Origin of the sequence: Nitrospirillum iridis (assembly GCF_014205765.1) — a bacterium.
GTDB classification, from domain to species: Bacteria; Pseudomonadota; Alphaproteobacteria; order Azospirillales; family Azospirillaceae; genus Nitrospirillum; species Nitrospirillum iridis.
The window spans coordinates 169,192-186,782 of the sequence record NZ_JACIIZ010000012.1 but is presented as its reverse complement, the minus strand read 5'-3'; the positions used below and the strand labels follow the sequence as shown (position 1 = coordinate 186,782).

The 17,591-nt window shown below is 69.7% G+C and carries 18 protein-coding genes and 1 tRNA gene; 10 read left to right on the top strand and 9 right to left on the bottom strand.

The genetic code is table 11. The features are described from left to right. Window positions 1-33: 33 nt before the first annotated feature. Together FHS74_RS20535 and FHS74_RS20530 are read left to right on the top strand one after the other, a co-directional pair. On the top strand, window positions 34-636 hold the full coding sequence (locus tag FHS74_RS20535) for a winged helix-turn-helix domain-containing protein (RefSeq protein ID WP_184804298.1): 603 nt from the start codon (window positions 34-36) through the stop codon (window positions 634-636). A gap of 72 nt (window positions 637-708) precedes the next feature. Then, window positions 709-1,374, top strand: coding sequence for a winged helix-turn-helix domain-containing protein (locus tag FHS74_RS20530; protein WP_184804295.1), 666 nt, complete (start codon window positions 709-711; stop codon window positions 1,372-1,374). Window positions 1,375-1,399: 25 nt separating this feature from the next. On the opposite strand, the gene FHS74_RS20525 is transcribed toward FHS74_RS20530, so the two are convergent. The 3 genes from FHS74_RS20525 to FHS74_RS20515 all read right to left on the bottom strand — a co-directional run bounded on the left by FHS74_RS20525 (window position 1,400) and on the right by FHS74_RS20515 (window position 4,714). Continuing rightward, window positions 1,400-2,008 carry a response regulator transcription factor gene (locus FHS74_RS20525; RefSeq protein ID WP_184804293.1) on the bottom strand — a complete coding sequence of 203 codons (609 nt, stop codon included), beginning with the start codon at window positions 2,006-2,008 and terminating at the stop codon, window positions 1,400-1,402. Next, window positions 1,995-4,034 (bottom strand): ATP-binding protein, encoded by a 2,040-nt coding sequence (locus tag FHS74_RS20520; RefSeq protein WP_184804290.1) that lies wholly within the window; start codon window positions 4,032-4,034, stop codon window positions 1,995-1,997. The genes FHS74_RS20525 and FHS74_RS20520 overlap by 14 nt, the downstream gene beginning before the upstream one ends. A gap of 140 nt (window positions 4,035-4,174) precedes the next feature. Next, the gene (locus tag FHS74_RS20515) at window positions 4,175-4,714 is read right to left on the bottom strand and encodes a thioredoxin family protein (RefSeq protein WP_184804287.1); all 540 of its coding nucleotides are present in this window, start codon (window positions 4,712-4,714) and stop codon (window positions 4,175-4,177) included. A 181-nt stretch (window positions 4,715-4,895) separates the two neighbouring features. On the opposite strand from FHS74_RS20515, the gene FHS74_RS20510 reads away from it, so the two are divergent. Beyond that, on the top strand, window positions 4,896-6,014 hold the full coding sequence (locus tag FHS74_RS20510) for a winged helix DNA-binding domain-containing protein (RefSeq protein WP_211106434.1): 1,119 nt from the start codon (window positions 4,896-4,898) through the stop codon (window positions 6,012-6,014). A gap of 430 nt (window positions 6,015-6,444) precedes the next feature. Further along, complete coding sequence (locus tag FHS74_RS20505; protein WP_184804285.1) at window positions 6,445-7,230, top strand: class I SAM-dependent methyltransferase; 786 nt, start codon at window positions 6,445-6,447, stop codon at window positions 7,228-7,230. Here the strand turns inward: FHS74_RS20505 and FHS74_RS20500 are convergent. Continuing rightward, entirely contained in the window at window positions 7,205-7,948 is a 744-nt protein-coding gene (locus tag FHS74_RS20500; protein ID WP_184804282.1) for a helix-turn-helix transcriptional regulator, read from the bottom strand. The two genes, FHS74_RS20505 and FHS74_RS20500, sit on opposite strands and share 26 nt — an antisense overlap. 143 nt (window positions 7,949-8,091) lie before the next feature. Here FHS74_RS20500 and FHS74_RS20495 point away from each other — a divergent pair, with 143 nt between their 5' ends. Both FHS74_RS20495 and FHS74_RS20490 read left to right on the top strand, forming a co-directional pair. Continuing rightward, a complete protein-coding gene (locus FHS74_RS20495; protein ID WP_184804280.1) occupies window positions 8,092-8,862 on the top strand; it encodes a glutathione S-transferase family protein in 771 nt (256 codons plus the stop codon). Between the two features lie 187 nt (window positions 8,863-9,049). Further along, entirely contained in the window at window positions 9,050-9,799 is a 750-nt protein-coding gene (locus FHS74_RS20490; RefSeq protein ID WP_184804277.1) for an SDR family oxidoreductase, read from the top strand. Between the two features lie 104 nt (window positions 9,800-9,903). Here the strand turns inward: FHS74_RS20490 and FHS74_RS20485 are convergent. Continuing rightward, a tRNA-Arg gene (locus tag FHS74_RS20485) sits at window positions 9,904-9,980 on the bottom strand. Window positions 9,981-10,224: 244 nt separating this feature from the next. Between FHS74_RS20485 and gpt the strand changes: the two genes are divergently transcribed. After that, window positions 10,225-10,710, top strand: a complete 486-nt coding sequence (gene gpt / locus FHS74_RS20480; protein ID WP_184804274.1) for a xanthine phosphoribosyltransferase — start codon at window positions 10,225-10,227, stop codon at window positions 10,708-10,710. 94 nt (window positions 10,711-10,804) lie between these two features. On the opposite strand, the gene FHS74_RS20475 is transcribed toward gpt, so the two are convergent. Together FHS74_RS20475 and FHS74_RS20470 are read right to left on the bottom strand one after the other, a co-directional pair. Then, window positions 10,805-11,221: a hypothetical protein gene (locus FHS74_RS20475; RefSeq protein ID WP_184804271.1), complete on the bottom strand. Its 417-nt coding sequence runs from the start codon at window positions 11,219-11,221 to the stop codon at window positions 10,805-10,807. A gap of 177 nt (window positions 11,222-11,398) precedes the next feature. After that, window positions 11,399-12,001, bottom strand: a complete 603-nt coding sequence (locus tag FHS74_RS20470) for a TrmH family RNA methyltransferase (protein WP_343066972.1) — start codon at window positions 11,999-12,001, stop codon at window positions 11,399-11,401. Window positions 12,002-12,093: 92 nt separating this feature from the next. Between FHS74_RS20470 and FHS74_RS20465 the strand changes: the two genes are divergently transcribed. Beyond that, window positions 12,094-13,215: an asparaginase gene (locus FHS74_RS20465; protein ID WP_184804268.1), complete on the top strand. Its 1,122-nt coding sequence runs from the start codon at window positions 12,094-12,096 to the stop codon at window positions 13,213-13,215. A gap of 105 nt (window positions 13,216-13,320) precedes the next feature. Here the strand turns inward: FHS74_RS20465 and FHS74_RS20460 are convergent, their stop codons facing one another. Both FHS74_RS20460 and FHS74_RS20455 read right to left on the bottom strand, forming a co-directional pair. Continuing rightward, a complete protein-coding gene (locus FHS74_RS20460) occupies window positions 13,321-14,745 on the bottom strand; it encodes an ammonium transporter (protein ID WP_184804265.1) in 1,425 nt (474 codons plus the stop codon). 474 nt (window positions 14,746-15,219) lie between these two features. Next, window positions 15,220-15,459, bottom strand: a complete 240-nt coding sequence (locus tag FHS74_RS20455) for a hypothetical protein (RefSeq protein WP_040843696.1) — start codon at window positions 15,457-15,459, stop codon at window positions 15,220-15,222. A gap of 156 nt (window positions 15,460-15,615) precedes the next feature. Here FHS74_RS20455 and FHS74_RS20450 point away from each other — a divergent pair, with 156 nt between their 5' ends. Together FHS74_RS20450 and FHS74_RS31185 are read left to right on the top strand one after the other, a co-directional pair. After that, complete coding sequence (locus FHS74_RS20450; RefSeq protein WP_343066971.1) at window positions 15,616-16,095, top strand: acyl-CoA thioesterase; 480 nt, start codon at window positions 15,616-15,618, stop codon at window positions 16,093-16,095. Beyond that, the gene (locus FHS74_RS31185; RefSeq protein ID WP_184804262.1) at window positions 16,092-17,516 is read left to right on the top strand and encodes a class I SAM-dependent RNA methyltransferase; all 1,425 of its coding nucleotides are present in this window, start codon (window positions 16,092-16,094) and stop codon (window positions 17,514-17,516) included. The genes FHS74_RS20450 and FHS74_RS31185 overlap by 4 nt, the downstream gene beginning before the upstream one ends. Window positions 17,517-17,591: the final 75 nt, after the last annotated feature.

Genomic DNA, 17,591 nt, shown 5'->3' with positions numbered 1-17,591 from the left:
GTGAATTTCATTTGACCCTTACATGACGGGATGATGACAGGCCGCCTCGCCTTGACCGCGCTGAACGCCGATGCCGGCGAACTGATCCAGGAGTTGGCGGTCCTGGGCTGGGATGTCAGCGCCGGCTCCGCGCCCGACGCGCGGCTGTTGATCGCCCCCAACCCTCACGCCCTGCTTCCGCTGCTGGGCGGTGACGTCCCCAGCCTCTGCCTCGCCGATGCGGATGCCGACGGCGAACGCGCCCTGCTGCGGGCCGGCGCGCACATGGTGCTGCCCCGGGGCTTGGGTGGGGAGGCCGTGGCGGCGGCCCTGTCGGCGCTGACGCGGCTGGCGGCGCCGGCGGACCGGGCCTTGCGCGTGGGCGATCTGGCCCTGCATGTCGACCGGCGGGTGGCGCTGTGCCGGGGCCGTCCGCTGGCCTTGGCGCCCTTGGACTTCGACCTGCTGCTGGTGCTGGCCGGCCGGGCGGGGCAGGTGGTGCCGGCGGCGGACCTGCGCGCCCAGCTGTGGCCGGACGCCGGGGACTCGGCGGATCGTCTGGCCGCCCACATCCACAGCTTGCGCCGGGCCCTGGGCGCCGCCGTGCCGCTGCACACCCGGGGCCACCGGGGCTATATGCTGGGCGGCGTTAGGTAATATACCGGATATCGTGGCTGGCGGCCGTGGGCCTAAGGTTCCCCCACTGGTACCACCATGCGGGTGATCCCCATGCGCGCCCTTCTGATCGGCAAGGCCACGCCCCCCGTCGCGCGTCTCTCGCGGTTGCTGCGGGAACGCGGCTGGCAGGTCGATGCCTTGGCCGCCCTGCCCGGGGTGCCCCGCATGGCCGATGTGGTGGTGCTGACCGGGGATGGCCGCCAGGGGCGTGAGCGCCTCGCCCAGGCGCGCCAGCGGTTTCCCGGCGCCCTTGTCGTCACCTTGGCCGGCGATCAGGCGGACCGCGCCGGCGCCTTGGCGCTGGGGGCGGACGACCAGGTGGATGCCGGGCTGCCCGGCGATCTGGTGGTGGACCGCCTGCTGGCGCTGCTGCGGCTGAAACGCCTGGGGCCGCGCCTGGCCTACGCCCTGGACGACCTGACGGTGGACGTGCGCCAGCGCCGGGTGCGCCGCGCCGGCCGCGACATCCTGCTGTCGTCGCGCGAATTCCAGCTGCTGGTCCTGCTGTTGCAGGCGGAGGGTGCCGTGGTGCCGCGCAGCGCCATCCTGGACCGGCTGTGGGCCGGGGACCTGGATGTGGCCGACAACGCCGTCGACGCCCTGGCCTCGCGCCTGCGCCGCCGGCTGGAGGGGCCGGGCCAGTCCCGTCTGCTGCACACCCTGCGCGGCGTGGGCTATCGCCTGCACGCCGCCCTGCCGGAAACGCTGGCGGCGTAAGCTCCGGTCAGCATTGGCGCTTGCCTCACCCGGCGGCCAGCGCCAGGTGGATCAGGGCGGAGACATTGTCGCAGCCGGTCTTCTCCATGACCCGGGCGCGGTGGTTTTCCACCGTGCGGGCGCTGATACCCAGTTTCCAGGCGATGACCTTGTTGGGGTGGCCGGCCACCAGCAGGTCCATCACCTCGCGTTCCCGGATGCTCAAGGTGTCCAGCCGGCTTTGCGCCGCCTGGGACTCGGCCAGGTGGCGCAGGGTGTCGCCGCTGCGGTCCATGGCGGTTTCGACGGCGCGCACCAGGGCGTCGATGGCGAAGGGCTTCTCGATGAAATCCACCGCCCCGGCTTTCAGCGCCGTCACCGCCTTGGGCACGTCGCCCTGGCCGGTCAGGATGATGATGGGCAGGGCGCAGCCGCGGCGGGCCAGTTCCGCCTGCAGTTCCAGCCCGCTCATGCGCGGCATGTTGATGTCGGCGATGATGCAGCCGGGCACGGCGTCCCCACCCGCGTCCAGGAAATCGACGGCCGATGGGTAGGCCGCCACCGGATAGCCTTCCGCCTGGAACAGGGCGCTCAGCCCGTCGCGCACCGCCTCGTCGTCATCGATGATGGCCAGGGTCAGTTCAGGCCGCGGCATGGGGCGCCTCCGCTGCTTCAGACGCGCCCGCCGGGGTGGCCAAGGGCAGCGTGAACGAGAACGCCGCCCCGCCCAGCGCGCCGCCGCCGGCCTGCAACCGGCCGCCATGGGCTTCGACGATGCCGCGGCTGATGCTGAGGCCCAGGCCCATGCCGGTGCGGCGGGTGGTGGTGAAGGGGGCGAACAGGCGGGGTGCCACCTCCGCCGCGATGCCGGGGCCGGTGTCGGCCACGCGGACATCCGCGCGGCCCCCTTCCGCCGCCGCCCGCACCTCGATCAGGATGCGGCGTTCGCCGTTGGCGCCGGCCAGTGCGTCCAGGGCGTTGCGCACCAGGTTGATCAGCACCTGCTCCACCTGCACCCGGTCGATGGACAGCACCAGGGACTCGTCCACCGCCAGGTCCAGGCGCGCGCCGGCGTTGGCCACCTCGTCCGCCAGCAGGCGGGTGACACCGGCCACCAGATCGCCGGCCGCCACCGGCCCGCTGGCCACTAGGCCGGTGCGGTAGAACTCCCGCAGGTGGCGGATGATGGCGCCCGCCCGTTCGGCTTGCGCGGCGGCCTTGCCCATCAGGTCCAGGGCCTTGGGGGCCCCGCCCGCCTCTCCCTGGGATTCCAGGATGCGGCGGCAGGCGCCGGTATAGCTGACGATGGCGGACAGCGGCTGGTTCAACTCATGCGCCAGGGCCGCCGCCAGCTCCTCGGTCAGATGGCTGCGGCTGGCCTGTTCCACGGCGGCGCGGTGCTGCCCCAGCGCGGCGGCCGCGCGCTTGCGGGCGGAGATGTCGCGGATGGTCAGCACGCCGACAGGGCCGTCCGGGCCGCCCGGTTCATCCGCGCCCGTCTCCGCCACCATGGATAGGGAGGATTCCACCGGCAGCCGCATCCCGTCCGCGCCCACCAGCCATTCCTCCCCCTCCTCGCGGTGCAGCAGGTCGGTCAGCGGGCGGCCACGCAAGGCCTCGGCCGGGCGGCCCGTCAGGTCGGCCACCAGGCGGTTCACCTGGTCCACCCGGCCGCCGGCGCCCAGGATGATGATGCCGTCGGGCGCCAGCTCGATCAGGGTTTTCAGCCGCGCTTCGCCCCGGGCCGCCGCCGCCCGCACCCGCTCGCGTTCCGAGATGACGGCCCCCAGCAGCAGGCCGGTCATGGCCAGCGACAGCATCAGGATCTGCAGCTTCAGCGCCTGATACGGCAGGATGTCGCAGGCGGCGATGCCCAGGCTTAGGCCGATCTCCAGGGCGGCCAGGGCCAGGACGGCGCCGGGCAGGCCGCTGCCCGCCGCCACCCACACCAGGGGGATGAACACGGGGTAGAAGCGTGACCCCACCACCCGGGGAAAGATCACCGCCACCGACAGGCAGATGCCGGCCACCTGGCCCAGGGTCTGCGCCCGCAGCAGCCGGCGCGGGTTCAGATGGCGGGACAGGCGCGGCGCCATCAGGGCCAGCGCCGCCGCCACGGCCACGCCTGCCATGTCGCTGATCCAGTGCTGCAAGGCCACCGTCAACGGGTCGGCCAGCATGGCCCGTCCGTCCCAGCCGGTCAGCGTCCACCCCGCCAGCGGCCAGGCTGGCAGGCACCAGGCCAGCGCCAGCAGCAGCAGGCTCTGCCCCAGGGCGCCGCCCATGGCCAGCACCAGCAGGCGGGTGACGCCGTCCGCGTCCTCCAGCACGAAACCCTCGCCATCCCGGCGCAGATGGCGGGTCAGCAGGATGGCGGGCACGGCGAAGGCCAGCGGCTCCACCAGCGTGGGGATGGCCGCAAGGGGGGCGAAGGGGTGGCTGGCCGGCACCAGGCCGGCGCGCAGGGCCAGGCCGGTCAGGGCCGCCAGCATCACCAACGGCAGGCGCCGCGCACCCCATAGCATGACCAGCGCCAGGCCGATGCCGGCGCGCACGTTCCACGGCGCCCAACCGGGCACCGCCGACACCAGCAAGGGGTCCAGCAGACCGGCCAGCGGATACAGTGCCAGCAGGGCCCACGGCCAGCGGTGGTCAGGGGACGGGGGAACGGCGGTGGACAACAAAAGGCCCCATCACGGTGGGAGACGAAGGCGCTTCCTTCGTTCCCCTGTGATAGGGCCCTTGCGTTACGGTCTTGTGACGGTGCGCGCGCCGTGCGCGCAACGCCCTCTTTACCGGGACGCCGTCTTCGCCGTCATCTTTACCGAGACGCCGTCTTCGCCGGCTTGGCCCACTTGGCCAGCCAGTCGACCACGGCCTGCGGCTCCATGTGGCGGGCGTCGGTCAGGTCGAAGGAGGCGTCGCCGTTCACCAGGGTGCCGTCGCCCTCCACCACCAGCACGGTGGGCACGCCCTTGAACTTGGGCACGCCAAAACGGGCGGGCACGTCCATGTTCTTGGTGTAGCGGCCCACATCCACCGACACCATGACGAAGTTCTTGTCCAGGAAGCTGTGGACCTCCGGCAGTTCCACCAGGCCGGCCAGCACGCGGCAGTCGCCGCACCAGTTGCCGCCGAAATCCAGCAGCACACGCTTGTGCTCCTTCTTCGCCTTGGCCAGGGCCGCGTCCACCTGGGCGTTCACGGCGGCGTTGTCGATCTGCTCGTCATAGGGGTAGGGCAGGGGCTGCTTCAGTTCCACATTGCCCACCTGCGGGGCGGCGACCTGGGCCGACGCAAGGGTGGGGACGGCCAGCAGGGCGGCGACGCCCAGGGCGGAAAAGGTGGCGCGGAGGGTCATCGCAGGCTCCTGGGCTAAAGACGGTCGCGTTTTTCCAAGCATGGGCTGGACGCGGGCGGCGATCATTATGCCTGATATGGGGCCGAGCGGAAGCCCCGCCAGGGCCTTGTCCCCGCCACCCACGGCATAACGGTCCGGCATTTACAGAATAGGCGCCTGTGATCCGGGAGGAATTACCACAATGAGCGATGTGGATAATAATCAGGTCATGACGCGCGCGGCCCTCAACCGTGCCCTGCTGGCCCGCCAGATGCTGCTGTCGCGCCACGCCGCCGGCGTGGTGGCGGCGGTGGAGGCGCTGGCCGGTCTGCAGGCGCAGGAAGCGCGACCGCCCTTCATCGGCCTTTGGTCCCGGCTGCTGGGCTTCCAACGCGACGATCTGCTGACGGCCCTGCGCGACCGCCATGTTGTTCGCGCCACCCTGCTGCGTGGCACCCAGCACTTGGTCAGCGCCCGGGACTATCTGGCCTGGCGCGGCCTGGTCCAGCCCATGCTGGGTGCCGCTTTTTTCGCGCTGGGTGACCGCACGCGGCACATCGACCCGCTGCCCATCGCGGCCGTGGCCCGGCCCTTCATGTCCCTGCCGCACACCTTCACCGGTCTGCGCGCCCACCTGGCGCACGCCTTTCCGGAGGAGCCGGACGACCGTGCCATGGGCCACGCCGTCCGCTGCCACCTGCCCCTGGTGACGGTGCCGGACGACACCAGCCCCTGGGGCGTGGCCCGTGATCCGCTCTATGTCGCCGCGGAGGAGTGGCTGGAGGGTGCGGTGGATTTGCAGGGCGACCTGCAGGATCTGGTGCGCCGCTACCTGGGCGCCTTCGGTCCCGCCACCGCCGCCGACATGCAGTCCTGGTGCGGGCTGAAAGGCTTGAAGCCGGTGCTGGAATCCATGGCGCCGGAGCTGGTGGCGCTGCGCGATGAGCGGGGCAGGGTGCTGTGGGACCTGCCCGACGCCCCCCGCCCGCCGCCGGAAACGCCGGCGCCGGTGCGCTACGTCCCCGCCTTCGACAACCTCATCCTGGCCCATGCGGACCGCGGCCGCATCGTGGATGAGGCCTGGCGCCCCCGCATCGTCGCCAAGAATCTTCAGGTGGCCGCCACCTTCCTGGTGGATGGCTTCGTCGCCGGCATCTGGAAGGCGGCGCGCAAGGCCAAGCTGGCGACCCTGACCCTGGAGCCTTTCGCCGCCTTGGCCCCGTCGGATGAGGCGGCGCTGCGCGAGGAGGGGGAGGCGCTGCTGCGCTTCCTGGAACCGGACGCGCCGGGGGCGGAGATCAAGATCACCCGACCGTCGTAAGCCTGTGTCCATCTTGTGCCGGGCGTCATCTTCCGGCCCGCCTTCGGGAACATGGGTTGCCGCCTTGCCTGCGCGGAAGCCAAAAAACTCCAGAGACGACATCCAATATATATAAATAGAACAAGGGGATGAGCGCATTTTGCGGCGCAATAAAACCTATCGGATATTTGTATTTTTCCAATCCCCTTCCGTGACAATTGGCCGCGATAGGTGTGCGCTATTGATTAGTTCGGGAAAGCATGCCTTTTTGCATATATATGTAGAACGGGGGTATCCGCCGGCGGGCGATGGCCAGCGGTATCGCCGTCCATGCCCATCCCCAAGATCTCGCTCGCTTGGGTTTTCAGGAACGTCATTCGGGCCGTCTTTCCCGGCCCTTCCGTTTAACGTGGCGCCCGGTTTTTCCTCTGGCCGCCTTGGAGAAACGACCATGGTGGCTTTTCCCGACACCGCTGGCGGTGCCGTGTCCGAGGTTGAACTGCCGTCCGCCGACGCCCAGCCCCTGGATCGCGGGCTGCGGGCCCGCTGGCGCCGCGCCCGCTTCATGGCGCCCGCCGACATCGGCCTGTTCCTGCGCAGCGCCAAGACCGATGGCGCCATCGGCCGCTGGCGGGGGGAGGTTGGGCAGCGCGCGGCGTTTGAGAACGCCTATGGCCGCTTTGACGATCCCTGGGCCTCGGGCAGCGACCGCTATCGCTACCAGGGATGGAAGTACGACCGTATCGTCGATTGCCTGCCGGCTGGCCGCCGCTTCTCAAGGGCGCTGGACCTGGGGTGTGGACTGGGGCTGCTCAGCACCCGGCTGGCCGCCCGTGCGGACGCCGTGGTGGGGATGGACATCGCCCAGGCGGCCGTGGACCGTGCCGCCATACGGTCGGCCGCCCATGGCAATGTCAGCTTCCGCCAGGGCGACGTGCTGGATTTGCCACGCGAGCTGGATGGTCAGTTCGACCTGGTGGTCATCGCGGACACGCTCTACTACCTGCCGCCGCCCCTCACCCCGGCCACGCTGAAGGGGGTGGCGGCGCGGGTGGCCGATCTGCTGGCCCCTGGGGGCGTCTGCCTGCTGGCCAACCACTATTTCTTCGCGGCCGATCCCGACTCGCGGCTATCGCGGCGCATCCACGACGCCTTCACCTGGTCGCCGCGCTTCCATCAGGTGCGGGAAAGCCGCCGGCCCTTCTATCTGGTCAGCCTGCTGGATCGATTGCCCTGATCGCTGCGGCGGCCCTTTCGGCCCGCCGTAGCCGGATATGCGCTTCCAGCCCATGCAGCCAGCGGCTGCGCAGGGTCGCCGGTCGTTCGGGATAGCGCTCGTCCAGGAAGGTCGCCTCGACCACCCGGTCGGTGCGGAAATGGCGGAAGTCCTGGCGCAGTTCGCACCACGCCACCAGCAGCCGCACCGTTTGCAGATAGGCCACCGCCACCGGCCAGACGGTGCGCCGGCTTTCCCGCCCGCCCTCGTCGGCGTAGCGCAGCGTCATCTTGCGCCCGGCATGGATCCAGGCCCGGGTCCGGGCGACATCCAAGCGGTCGGTGGGCGCGTCGTTGTGCGGCGGCGTGCGGGCCGCCGGTTCCAGCACGTAGGGGCGCAGGCGTTCCGGCACGGCCGCCGCGATCTTGGCGATCAGATCCTGCGCCGCGCGGGCCAGCGTCGCCTCCCCCTGTGCCGCCACCCATTGCGCGCCCAGCACCGCGGCCTCGATCTCATCGGGTGTCAGCATCAGCGGCGGCAGGTCGTAACCATCCTCCAGCACATAGCCGATGCCGGCCTCTCCCCGGATGGGGACGCGCTGGGCCATCAGGTCGGCGATGTCGCGATAGACCGTGCGCCTGGATGTCTCCAACTCGGCGGCGATGGCGTCGGCCGTCAGGGGGCCCCGGCTGCGGCGCAGGATCTGGATGATCTGGAAAAGGCGGTCGGCGCGTCTCATGCGGAGGACCCTGGCTCAACGCTGCTGACAGCATGTTGGCAGCAGGATGGCAGTAGAACGGGGGCATCGACAAGCCCGCCCCCGCTGGCCCGCCCCCGCTGGCCCGCCGGAAGATGCCCGCCGGAAGATAAAGGAACCCCGCCATGACCGTCGCCCAGCCCGCCCCCGTGCCCGCCCAGCCCATCACCCTGTATGGTGGTGGCGCCCTGTTCGGTCTGCCCGATGCCAGCCCCTTCGTCATCAAGGCGGAGGTGCAGCTGAAGATGGCGGGCCTGCCCTATGTGAAGACGCAGGCCATGCCCGACCAGGGACCCAAGGGCCAGATCCCCTTCATTGAGGACGACGGCCTGCGGGTGGGGGACAGCACCTTCATCCGCGCCCATATCGAAAAAACCTATGGGGTGGACCTCGACGCCGGCCTTACCCCGCGCCAGCGGGCGGAGGCCTGGGCGATCGAGCGCCTGCTGGAAAACCAGCTGTACTGGACCCTGGTCTACGGTCGCTGGTTGATCCCGGAGAATTTTGAGAAGGGGCCCGCCCAGTTCTTCAACCGCGTGCCCGAGGCGATGCGGGAAGAGCTGCGCCGGACGGTGCTGGAGCGGGTGACGCAGAACGTCCGCGCCGCCGGCCCCGCCCGTCACACGGCCGATGAGGTGACCGGCCTGTGCGACCGCTCACTATCCGCCCTGTCGGTCCTGCTGGGGGATCAGCCCTATTTCATGGGCGACCGGCCCAGTGCCGTGGACGCCACGGCGCTGGGCATGCTGGCCGGCCTGCTGACGCCCTATTTTGACACGGACCTGCGCCGCCGTGTGCTGTGCTACCTCAACCTGCTGGCCTACACCGACCGGCTGATGGCGGCGTTCTATCCGGACTTCGCCTGGGCACCGGTGGCGGTCGCGGCGGCGGCCTGACCCGCGTTTCGACGGGAGGGCGCCGCCGACGCCCGCCCGCTCCCCGTGCGTCGGAAAATGATCGTTCATAAAATCGGAACGATATCACCAGGTCATGGCCATTTTTCACGCAAGGAGTGAAGCGTATTCCTAAGGGTGTCGGGCCGGCGATGACGCGAAGGCCCCTTCAAGGACAAGGATACGCATCATGGCCCGTTTAGCGAACAAGACCGCCCTGATCACCGGCGGCACCAGTGGCATCGGCCTGGAGACGGCCCGCCAGTTCATTGCCGAGGGCGCCCGGGTGGCCGTCACCGGCAGCAGTGCCGCCAGCGTGGCCCAGGCGCGTGAGGCGTTGGGGCCGAACGCCCTGGTCATCCAGGCCGACGCCGGCGACGTGGCCGGTCAGAGGGCCATCGCGGAGCAGGTGGCACAGGCCTTCGGTGCGCTGGACGCCGTCTTCATCAACGCCGGCGTGGCTGATTTCCGCCCGGTGGAGGCATGGGACGAGGCCGGCTTCGACCGCTCCTTCGCCGTGAACGTGAAGGGACCCTACTTCCTGGTCCAGGCCCTGCTGCCGCTCCTGGCCAATCCGGCGTCCATCATCCTGAACACCTCGATCAACGCCCACATCGGCATGCCCAATTCCAGCGTCTACGCCGCCACCAAGGCCGCGCTGATCTCCATGGCACGCACGCTGTCGGGTGAACTGATTGGCCGAGGCGTGCGGGTGAACGCCGTCAGCCCGGGCCCCATCGCCACCCCGCTCTACGGCAAGCTGGGCCTGGCCCCGGCCGACATGGACGCCATGGCCGCCGGCATCCTGGCGCAAATCCCGGCCGGCCGCTTCGGCGAGCCGGTGGAGGTCGCCAAGTATGTGGTGTTCCTGGCCTCGGACGAGTCGCGCTACACGGTGGGCAGCGAACTGATCATCGACGGCGGCATGAGCACGCTGTGAGGCCAGACTGACATGAAGGATGTATAGGAGAGTATTTTTAGAAAGGAGAGCGCCGGATCAATTCAACGGCCTAACCTATCTATTCGCCTGTCACTTGAAGCGAATGGCGCGCCCGGAAGGACTCGAACCTCCAACCCCCAGATTCGTAGTCTGGTGCTCTATCCAATTGAGCTACGGGCGCTTTTTCGTCTCGCCGGTGTCGGCCGGTGAGGTGGGTGCTTGTAGAGGATGATCGGGGGGGATGCAACAGCTTTTTTCATCCCCCCACGATTTCTTTTCGCCCCCCGATCCGGCCCCGATCCGGCCCCGCACGGCGGGCGAAGCGGCGGTGCGTCGCGATGCATTGTCCAGGGGGCGGGGATGGGCTATCTACCAAATCCTGCCGTTGTGTGAATTTTTTGACTGTTTTGCGGAGCGCCGCCCCCATGACCAAGCACGCCGATACCGCCAAGAACTTCCCCGTCACCTGGGAAGAGCTGCACCGTCATGCCAAGGCGCTCGCCTGGCGCATCAGCGACAAGGGGCCGTGGAAGGGCATCGTCGCCATCACCCGCGGCGGCCTGGTGCCGGCCGCGATCCTGGCGCGTGAACTGAACATCCGCCTGATCGACACCATCTGCATCAGCAGCTATGACCACCAGAACCAGCGCACCGCCCAGAACCTGAAGCCGCCGGGGGCGGTGGAAGGTGATGGCGAAGGCTGGCTGATCGTCGACGACCTGGTGGACACCGGCAAGACCGCCGCCATCGTGCGCAACATGATGCCCAAGGCGCATTTCGCCACCATCTATGCCAAGCCGGCCGGTCGGCCGCTGGTGGACACCTTCATCACCGAGGTGTCGCAGGACACCTGGATTCATTTCCCGTGGGACCTCAACCCCATCGCCTACATGCAGATCCGCAACGACTGATCCGCATCGGCCCTCCGCCACGACGAACGGCCCCGCCCGGCATCCCGGCGGGGCCGTTCGCGTTTCCGCCGGACCTCAAGCGCCCGCTGGGCACCTACTTGGATTCAGGTGACACCACCTGGCTCAGGTGCGGGGTGTCGGGGTCGGCGATGATGGCGCGCAGGGCGGAACGATCCTGCGGCAGCTTGCCCAGGGGAACATCCATCAGGGTGTCGGCGCGGGTGTTCAGGGGCACCGGCCTGCCGTAGATGGCGTTCAGCCGCTCGTACTCCGCCCGGTGGAAGGCGTCGTCCTCCTCGGGGTTGGGGTAGATGCGGGGGGTGATGATGATGTCTTCCTGCTGGGTGGCGCCATTGGCGCGGCGGGGTCCCGGCGCGGGGACGGACACCGATTGGGTGGTGGCCGTGGGCTGGGCCGTGGTGGTCTGCTGCGCGCCGGCGGGCATAGCGAACAAGGCCGCCCCCAGCAGGGCGGCGGATGCGGTCAGCGGTGGGGAAAGGCGGGTCGGCATGGCGTCGGTCTCCTCTGATGCCGGCCCAGGGAGGGCCGAACGGGGAAGGAATCCGCGACCGCGAACGAAAGCCCCCCGGAACCCGCGACCGGGGTTGCGGGGAGGCGGCGGCGGGTAAGCCACTTGAGACCGATAATATAGGCGAGACCGGCTCTTATTCCCAGACGGCCAGGGCGCTTATTCCCAACCGCCTAGCAGGGGGCGCATGCGCTTGCTGTCCACGTTGCGCACCTTCTGGCGGCCGTGGACATGGGCCGGGGCGGGCGCGATGGGGCCGCCGGCCCGCACCGGGCGCTCGGCGAAGCGGCCCAGCGAGATCATGCGGTCGTACATGACGATGGCGGCGGCCACGGCCACGTTGACGCAGAACTTGATGGGGATCTTGATGATGTGCTCGCAGCGCGCCTGCATGGCCGGCGACAAACTGCCGCGCTCCGGCCCCAGGACATAGGCCGCCCGCAGCGGGTGGCGGAAGCTGGGCAGGTCCACCGCGTCATCCGTCAGTTCCACGCCCACCAGGGTGCAGCCCTCGGGCAGGGCCATGGCCGACACGCTGGGATAGGTGTAGAGCGGGACGTGGTCCTGGCCGCCGGATGTGTCCACCCGGTTGACCTCTTCCAGGTCCAGGGCCGCGTTCACGGTGAACACAAAACTCGCCCCGAACGCATGGCCGGAGCGCATGATGGTCCCGATGTTGCCCGACTTGCTGATCCCCTCGGCGCCCAGGGCGAAATATCCGCGCATGTCGCGCACCTTGCACAAGGCAAGCCCCTTGGGCAAGGTTCCAGCCCCCCGGGATTCAGGATTGCAGTCATGCCCCGGCCGGGGGAGAACCCGCGCGACGGACCAACCCCAAGGCAGAGCGGCCGGCCATGCACGACCACGACCATGATGACACCCACGGCCATGACCATGAGGGGGGCTGCTGCGGCGGCCACGCGCCGGCGGCAGCGGCCACCGTGCGCCAGATCGACATCCCCGACCGCTCCGACGCGCCCATCCTGGTGGAGGTGACGCGGGGGGCCATGGTGGAATCGCGCCATCGCGGCCGGGTCGTGGTGGTCGACGCCGCCGCCCGCGTGGTGGCCCATTGGGGTGACATGGACGGGCTGGTCTATCCCCGCTCCTCCAACAAGGCCTTGCAGGCCATTCCCCTGATCGAAAGCGGGGCGGCCGACGCCTACGCCGTCACGGATGAGGAACTGGCGCTGGCCTGCGCCTCCCACCAGGGGGAGGCCATGCACACCGAGCGTGTCGCTGCCTGGCTGGGCCGGCTGGGCCTGTCGGCGGGCGATCTGGAATGCGGCGCCCATCTGCCGACGCATGAGCCGACGGCCGCAAGCCTGCTGGCGGCGGGACGGACGCCCACCGCCCTGCACAACAACTGCTCCGGCAAGCACACCGGCTTCCTGGCGGTGGCCAAGCACAAGGGGGAGAAGCTGGCCGGCTACGTCCGCTACCAGCATCCGGTGCAACAGCGCATCCTGGGCGTCATCGAACAGGTGACGGGCCAGGATCTCAGCCGCGCGCCCTGGGGCGTGGACGGCTGCTCCATCCCCACCATCGGCCTGCCCCTGGGCGCCCTGGCGCTGGGCATGGCCCGCTTGGCCGACCCCGACGGCCTGCCCGACCGGCGGGCGGAGGCGGTGATGCGCCTGCGCCGCGCCTGGGCGGCGCATCCGGAACTGGTGGGCGGCACCGGCAACTTCGATACCGAGGTCATGCGCGCCGCCAACTCCGCCGTGCTGCTGAAGTCGGGGGCGGAGGGGGTGTGCTGCGCCGTGCTGCCGGAACACGGGCTGGGCATCGCGCTGAAGATCGAGGACGGAGCCCCCCGCGCCGCCGGTCCCGCCATGGCGGCGGTGCTGAAGCGCCTGGGCGTGCTGCCCGACACGGTATGGGACGGCGTCGCCCACCTGGCGGTGGCGCCCGTCACCAGCCGCAGGGGCGACACCGTCGGCGAAATCCGCCCCACCGCCGTGGCGGCGGGGTGAGCGACGGCGGCTGAAGCGCAGACCGTTCGTAGCGTACAAATGAAAACCGCCGCCGGGGGTGACCCCGGCGGCGGTTTCCGTTCAGGGCTGCCCCGCCCCGGTGTTTCAGTGGATGGACTCGCCGTGCAGGGCGATGTCCAGGCCGTCGCGCTCGATATCCTCATCCACGCGCAGGCCGATCACCAGGTCGATGATCTTCAGCAGCACGAAGGTGATGACGGCGCACCACACGACGGTGAAGGCGACACCTTCCAACTGGATCAGCACCTGGCCGGCATTGCCTTCGATCAGGCCCAGCTTGGTGTCCGGCGCGTCCTTCAGGGCCGCGGCGAAGGCACCCTCGCTGTTGCCGATGGCCATCTTGGCGAAGACGCCGGTCAGCAGGGCGCCGACGATGCCGCCGATGCCATGCACGCCGAAGGCGTCCAGGCTGTCGTCATAGCCCAGGGCGCGCTTCATGTAGACGGCGGTGAAGAAGCAGATGACGCCGGCGGCGATGCCGATGGCGAAGGCGCCCACGGTGTCGACGAAGCCGGCGGCCGGGGTGATGGCCACCAGGCCGGCGACGGCGCCGGAGATGATGCCCAGGACGGAGGGCTTGCCCTTCAAGGCCCACTCGACGAACAGCCAGGCCAGGGCGGCGGCGGCGGTGGCCACCTGGGTCACCGTCATCGCCATGCCGGCGCGCGGGCCGGCGGTCAGGGCCGAGCCGGCGTTGAAGCCGAACCAGCCCACCCACAGGAGCGAGGCGCCGATGAGGCTCAGCACCAGGTTGTGCGGGCTGAAGTCGGCGTTAGGGTAGCCCTTGCGCTTGCCGATGACCAGGCAGGCCACCAGGCCGGCGATGCCGGCGTTGATGTGCACCACCGTGCCGCCGGCGAAGTCCAGCACACCCAGCTTGGCCATGAAGCCGTTGGGATGCCACACGGTGTGCGCCACCGGGGCGTAGACCAGCAGTGACCACAGCGTGATGAAGACCAGCATAGCCGAGAACTTCATGCGATCGGCAAAGGCGCCGGTGATCAGCGCCGGCGTGATGATCGCGAAGGTCATCTGGTACATCATGAACACCGGCTCCGGAATCGTCGGGGCCAGGGCGTGGGTGCCGGTCGGGTCCATGCCCGCCAGCAGCACGCGGCTGAAGCCGCCGATGAATTCCTTGGCATCCGCCGCGTCACTGGCGGCGGTGAAGGACAGGCTATAGCCGACCAGCGCCCAGAGGACGGTCACCAGGCAGGTGATGGCGAAGCTCTGCATCACCATGGCCAGCACGTTGAACTTCCGCACCATGCCGCCGTAGAACAGCGCCAGGCCGGGGATGGTCATCATCAGCACCAGGGCGGTGGACGTCAGCATCCACGCCGTGTCGCCCCCGCTGATGGTGGGGGCCGCCGGTGCCGCCGCCGCCGCCGCCGCCGCGGCTTCGGCGACGGGGGCCGCCGCGTCCTGCGCGAAGGCCAAGGCGGGCGTGAGCGCCGCCAGCGCCATCGCGCCCATTCCAACTAAACGCTTTCCCAGCAAACGGCTCATCCCGCTCCCCATTCCCAGTCGTTCCCAGCAGCCCCAGGCCACACCCCCCGGGGGGACAAGCCATCAGCGAACCCGTGCCCTCACCAAAAGAGCGCGCGTCCTCTTTCAAACTCCGTGCCGCAGCGCACCTAGACGGTGTTGGGGCTTCGTTCGGGGATGGCGTGGCTAAATTATGGGCGGAAAGGAGGGCCGATCCGGCTTCCCTGCGGGCATATGCCCAAGATATGGGCGGCGTCGCGGTTAAGTTTGAGCGCTTACCGTAGGCCTATCAGGCACTTATCAACCGGGCGCGTCAAATATCGGCGCCTTTGTCGGCAGACCCGAAGAAAATTGCCTAAATATTAGGCGTCCAAAAGGGCGAGCCCGAGGGGAAGCCTGAAAACAGAAGCGCCGGCACCCGTCCCTTCCATCGATGAAGGGGCCGATGCCGGCGGCCTCAAAAACGCGAGATCGGGACGGATCGCGAAGTCGCGATTATTCCTCTTCCTCGTCGGCGTCCTGCTCGATCTGGTTGGCCAGGTCATGCAGCATGTCGACCACGTCCTGGTGGGTGGTTTCTTCGACGGCCTGGTTCACGGCCACTTCGATCATGGCGACGGCGACATAGGCGGCCAGGGGGCCGGCTTCCTTGAGCGCCGCCTCAAGATGCTTTTCCGCGACGCTCAGCGCCTTCTCGAACAGGGCTTCCGCGGTGGAGTTGTTGGTGTCGCTCATGGCAGACCTTCACTGTGATAATAGGGTGTGTGGGGCAGATAATGGGCAGCTATAGCACCCTTCCCCGGGGCCGTCACGCCGCCCCGCTTGCCAAATGCCGTCTTAGGCCCCTAATCCCAGGGGCGGATCCCGCCCCGTCACAGGAACTTAACGCCCGTGTCCATCCCGACTTCGCCTCCGCCGCCGCTCTCCGGCGCGGCCGACCTGCCTTTCGACCTGGCCGATGCCGCCAGCTATCGATTCTGGACGGATGAGCACGTGCGCTTCAATGACCTGGACCCGGTGGGGCACGTCAACAACAACGCCTTTGGCGTCTATTTCGAATCGGGACGCGTGGCGCTGCACCAGTCCCTGCGCCAGGCGGCGGATTTCCGCCGTCATGCCATCGTGATGCGCAAGATCACCATCGACTATCTGGCGGAGATCACCTACCCGAGCGCGGTGCGCGTGGGCACCCGCCTGGTACGCCTGGGCCGCACCTCCTGGACCACGGGCAGCGCGCTGTTTGTGACCACCAAGGGGGAAAGCCGCTGCCACGCCACGGCCCTGTCCGTTTCCGTTCTCGTGGACGGGGCCAGCCATCGGCCGATCCCCATCACCGACGATCTGCGTCCCGCTTTGGAGGGTTTCCTGTGAACCGCCGTCCCACCCCCGGCCGCGGCGGCAAGCCGCCGGCCAGCCGTCCATCCGCCGGCCGCCACCAGACCCGTCGTCCCGCCGCCCGCCCGGTGGTGGAGCCACCCACCACCGGACCCGTCGAGATCGTGGTGGAAAGCGTCGGCGCCCTGGGTGACGGGGTCGCCCATTGGCAGGGCCATCGCCTGTTCGTGCCCCAGACCCTGGTGGGCGACCGGCTGATGGTGCGCCTGACCCAGCAGCGCGGCGAAGGTTGGCTGGTGGAACCGGTGTCCCTGCTGGCCGAGGGGCCGGGCCGGGCCGACCCCGCCTGCCGCCATTTCGGCATCTGCGGCGGCTGCACCCTGCAGCACCTGGACGCCGACACCTATGGCGCCTGGAAGGTGGACCAGTTGCGCCATGCCCTGGCGCGCGCCGGCATCACCGATCTGTCTTTCGCGCCGCTGGTGCGAACGCCGCCCCATGCCCGACGCCGCGCCGTGCTGGCCGGCGCCCGCCGGGGCCGCCGCATGTGGCTGGGCTTCAATGAACGCGCCAGCCACCGCCTGGTGGATATCGAGGAATGCACGGTGCTGGCCCCCCGGCTGATGGCGCTGGTGGCCCCCCTGCGCGCCCTGCTGCTGGACCTGCTGCCGGATGAGCACACGCTGGACGTGGCGCTGACCCTGCTGGACGACGGCCCCGACGTGGTGCTGCTGGGGCTGCCGCAGCCGGACCTGGACGCCCTGGAAAAGCTGGGCGCCTTCGCCGAGGCGCAGGACGTGGCGCGGTTGTCCTGGGCCAAGCGTACGGGCGCGCCGCTGGAGCCCATAGCGCTCCGCCGCACCGGCGTGGTGCGTTTCGGGCCGGTGACGGTGTCGCCGGCACCGGGCGCCTTCCTGCAGGCCAGTGCCGAGGGCGAGGCCGCCCTGGTGGCGGAGGCGCTGGCGGGTGCCCAGGATGCCCTGTCGCGCGGCGGCGCCCACGGCGCCCTTTCGCATGGGGGCGGCCGCATCGCCGACCTGTTCGCCGGCAGCGGCACGCTGACCTTCCCCCTGTCCACCCTGGCGCCGGTGCACGCGGTGGAGGGCGACGGCGCCTCCATCCAGGCGCTGGAGGCGGTGGCGCGGCAGGGCGCGGGCGGCCATCCCGTGACCGTGGAACGCCGCGACCTGTTCAAGGAACCGCTGTCGCCGGCGGAGCTGGCCGCCTACCAGGCGGTGGTGTTCGACCCGCCGCGCGCCGGGGCCCCGTCCCAGGCGGCGGCGCTGGCGGCGTCGACCGTGCCGGTGGTGGTCGCCATCTCCTGCAACCCGGTCAGCTTCGCCCGCGACGCCGCCCTGCTGCTGGGCGGTGGTTACGTCCTGGAACGGCTGGTGCCGGTGGACCAGTTCCTGTGGTCCCCCCACCTGGAAGTGGCCGCCCGGTTCCGCCGGCCCTGAGGCGCGTGCGCCACGGTGGCGCTAAAGGTGATGGCGGGGGACGGTGTGGCAGTGCGGGGGACGGCGGGGCGTGCT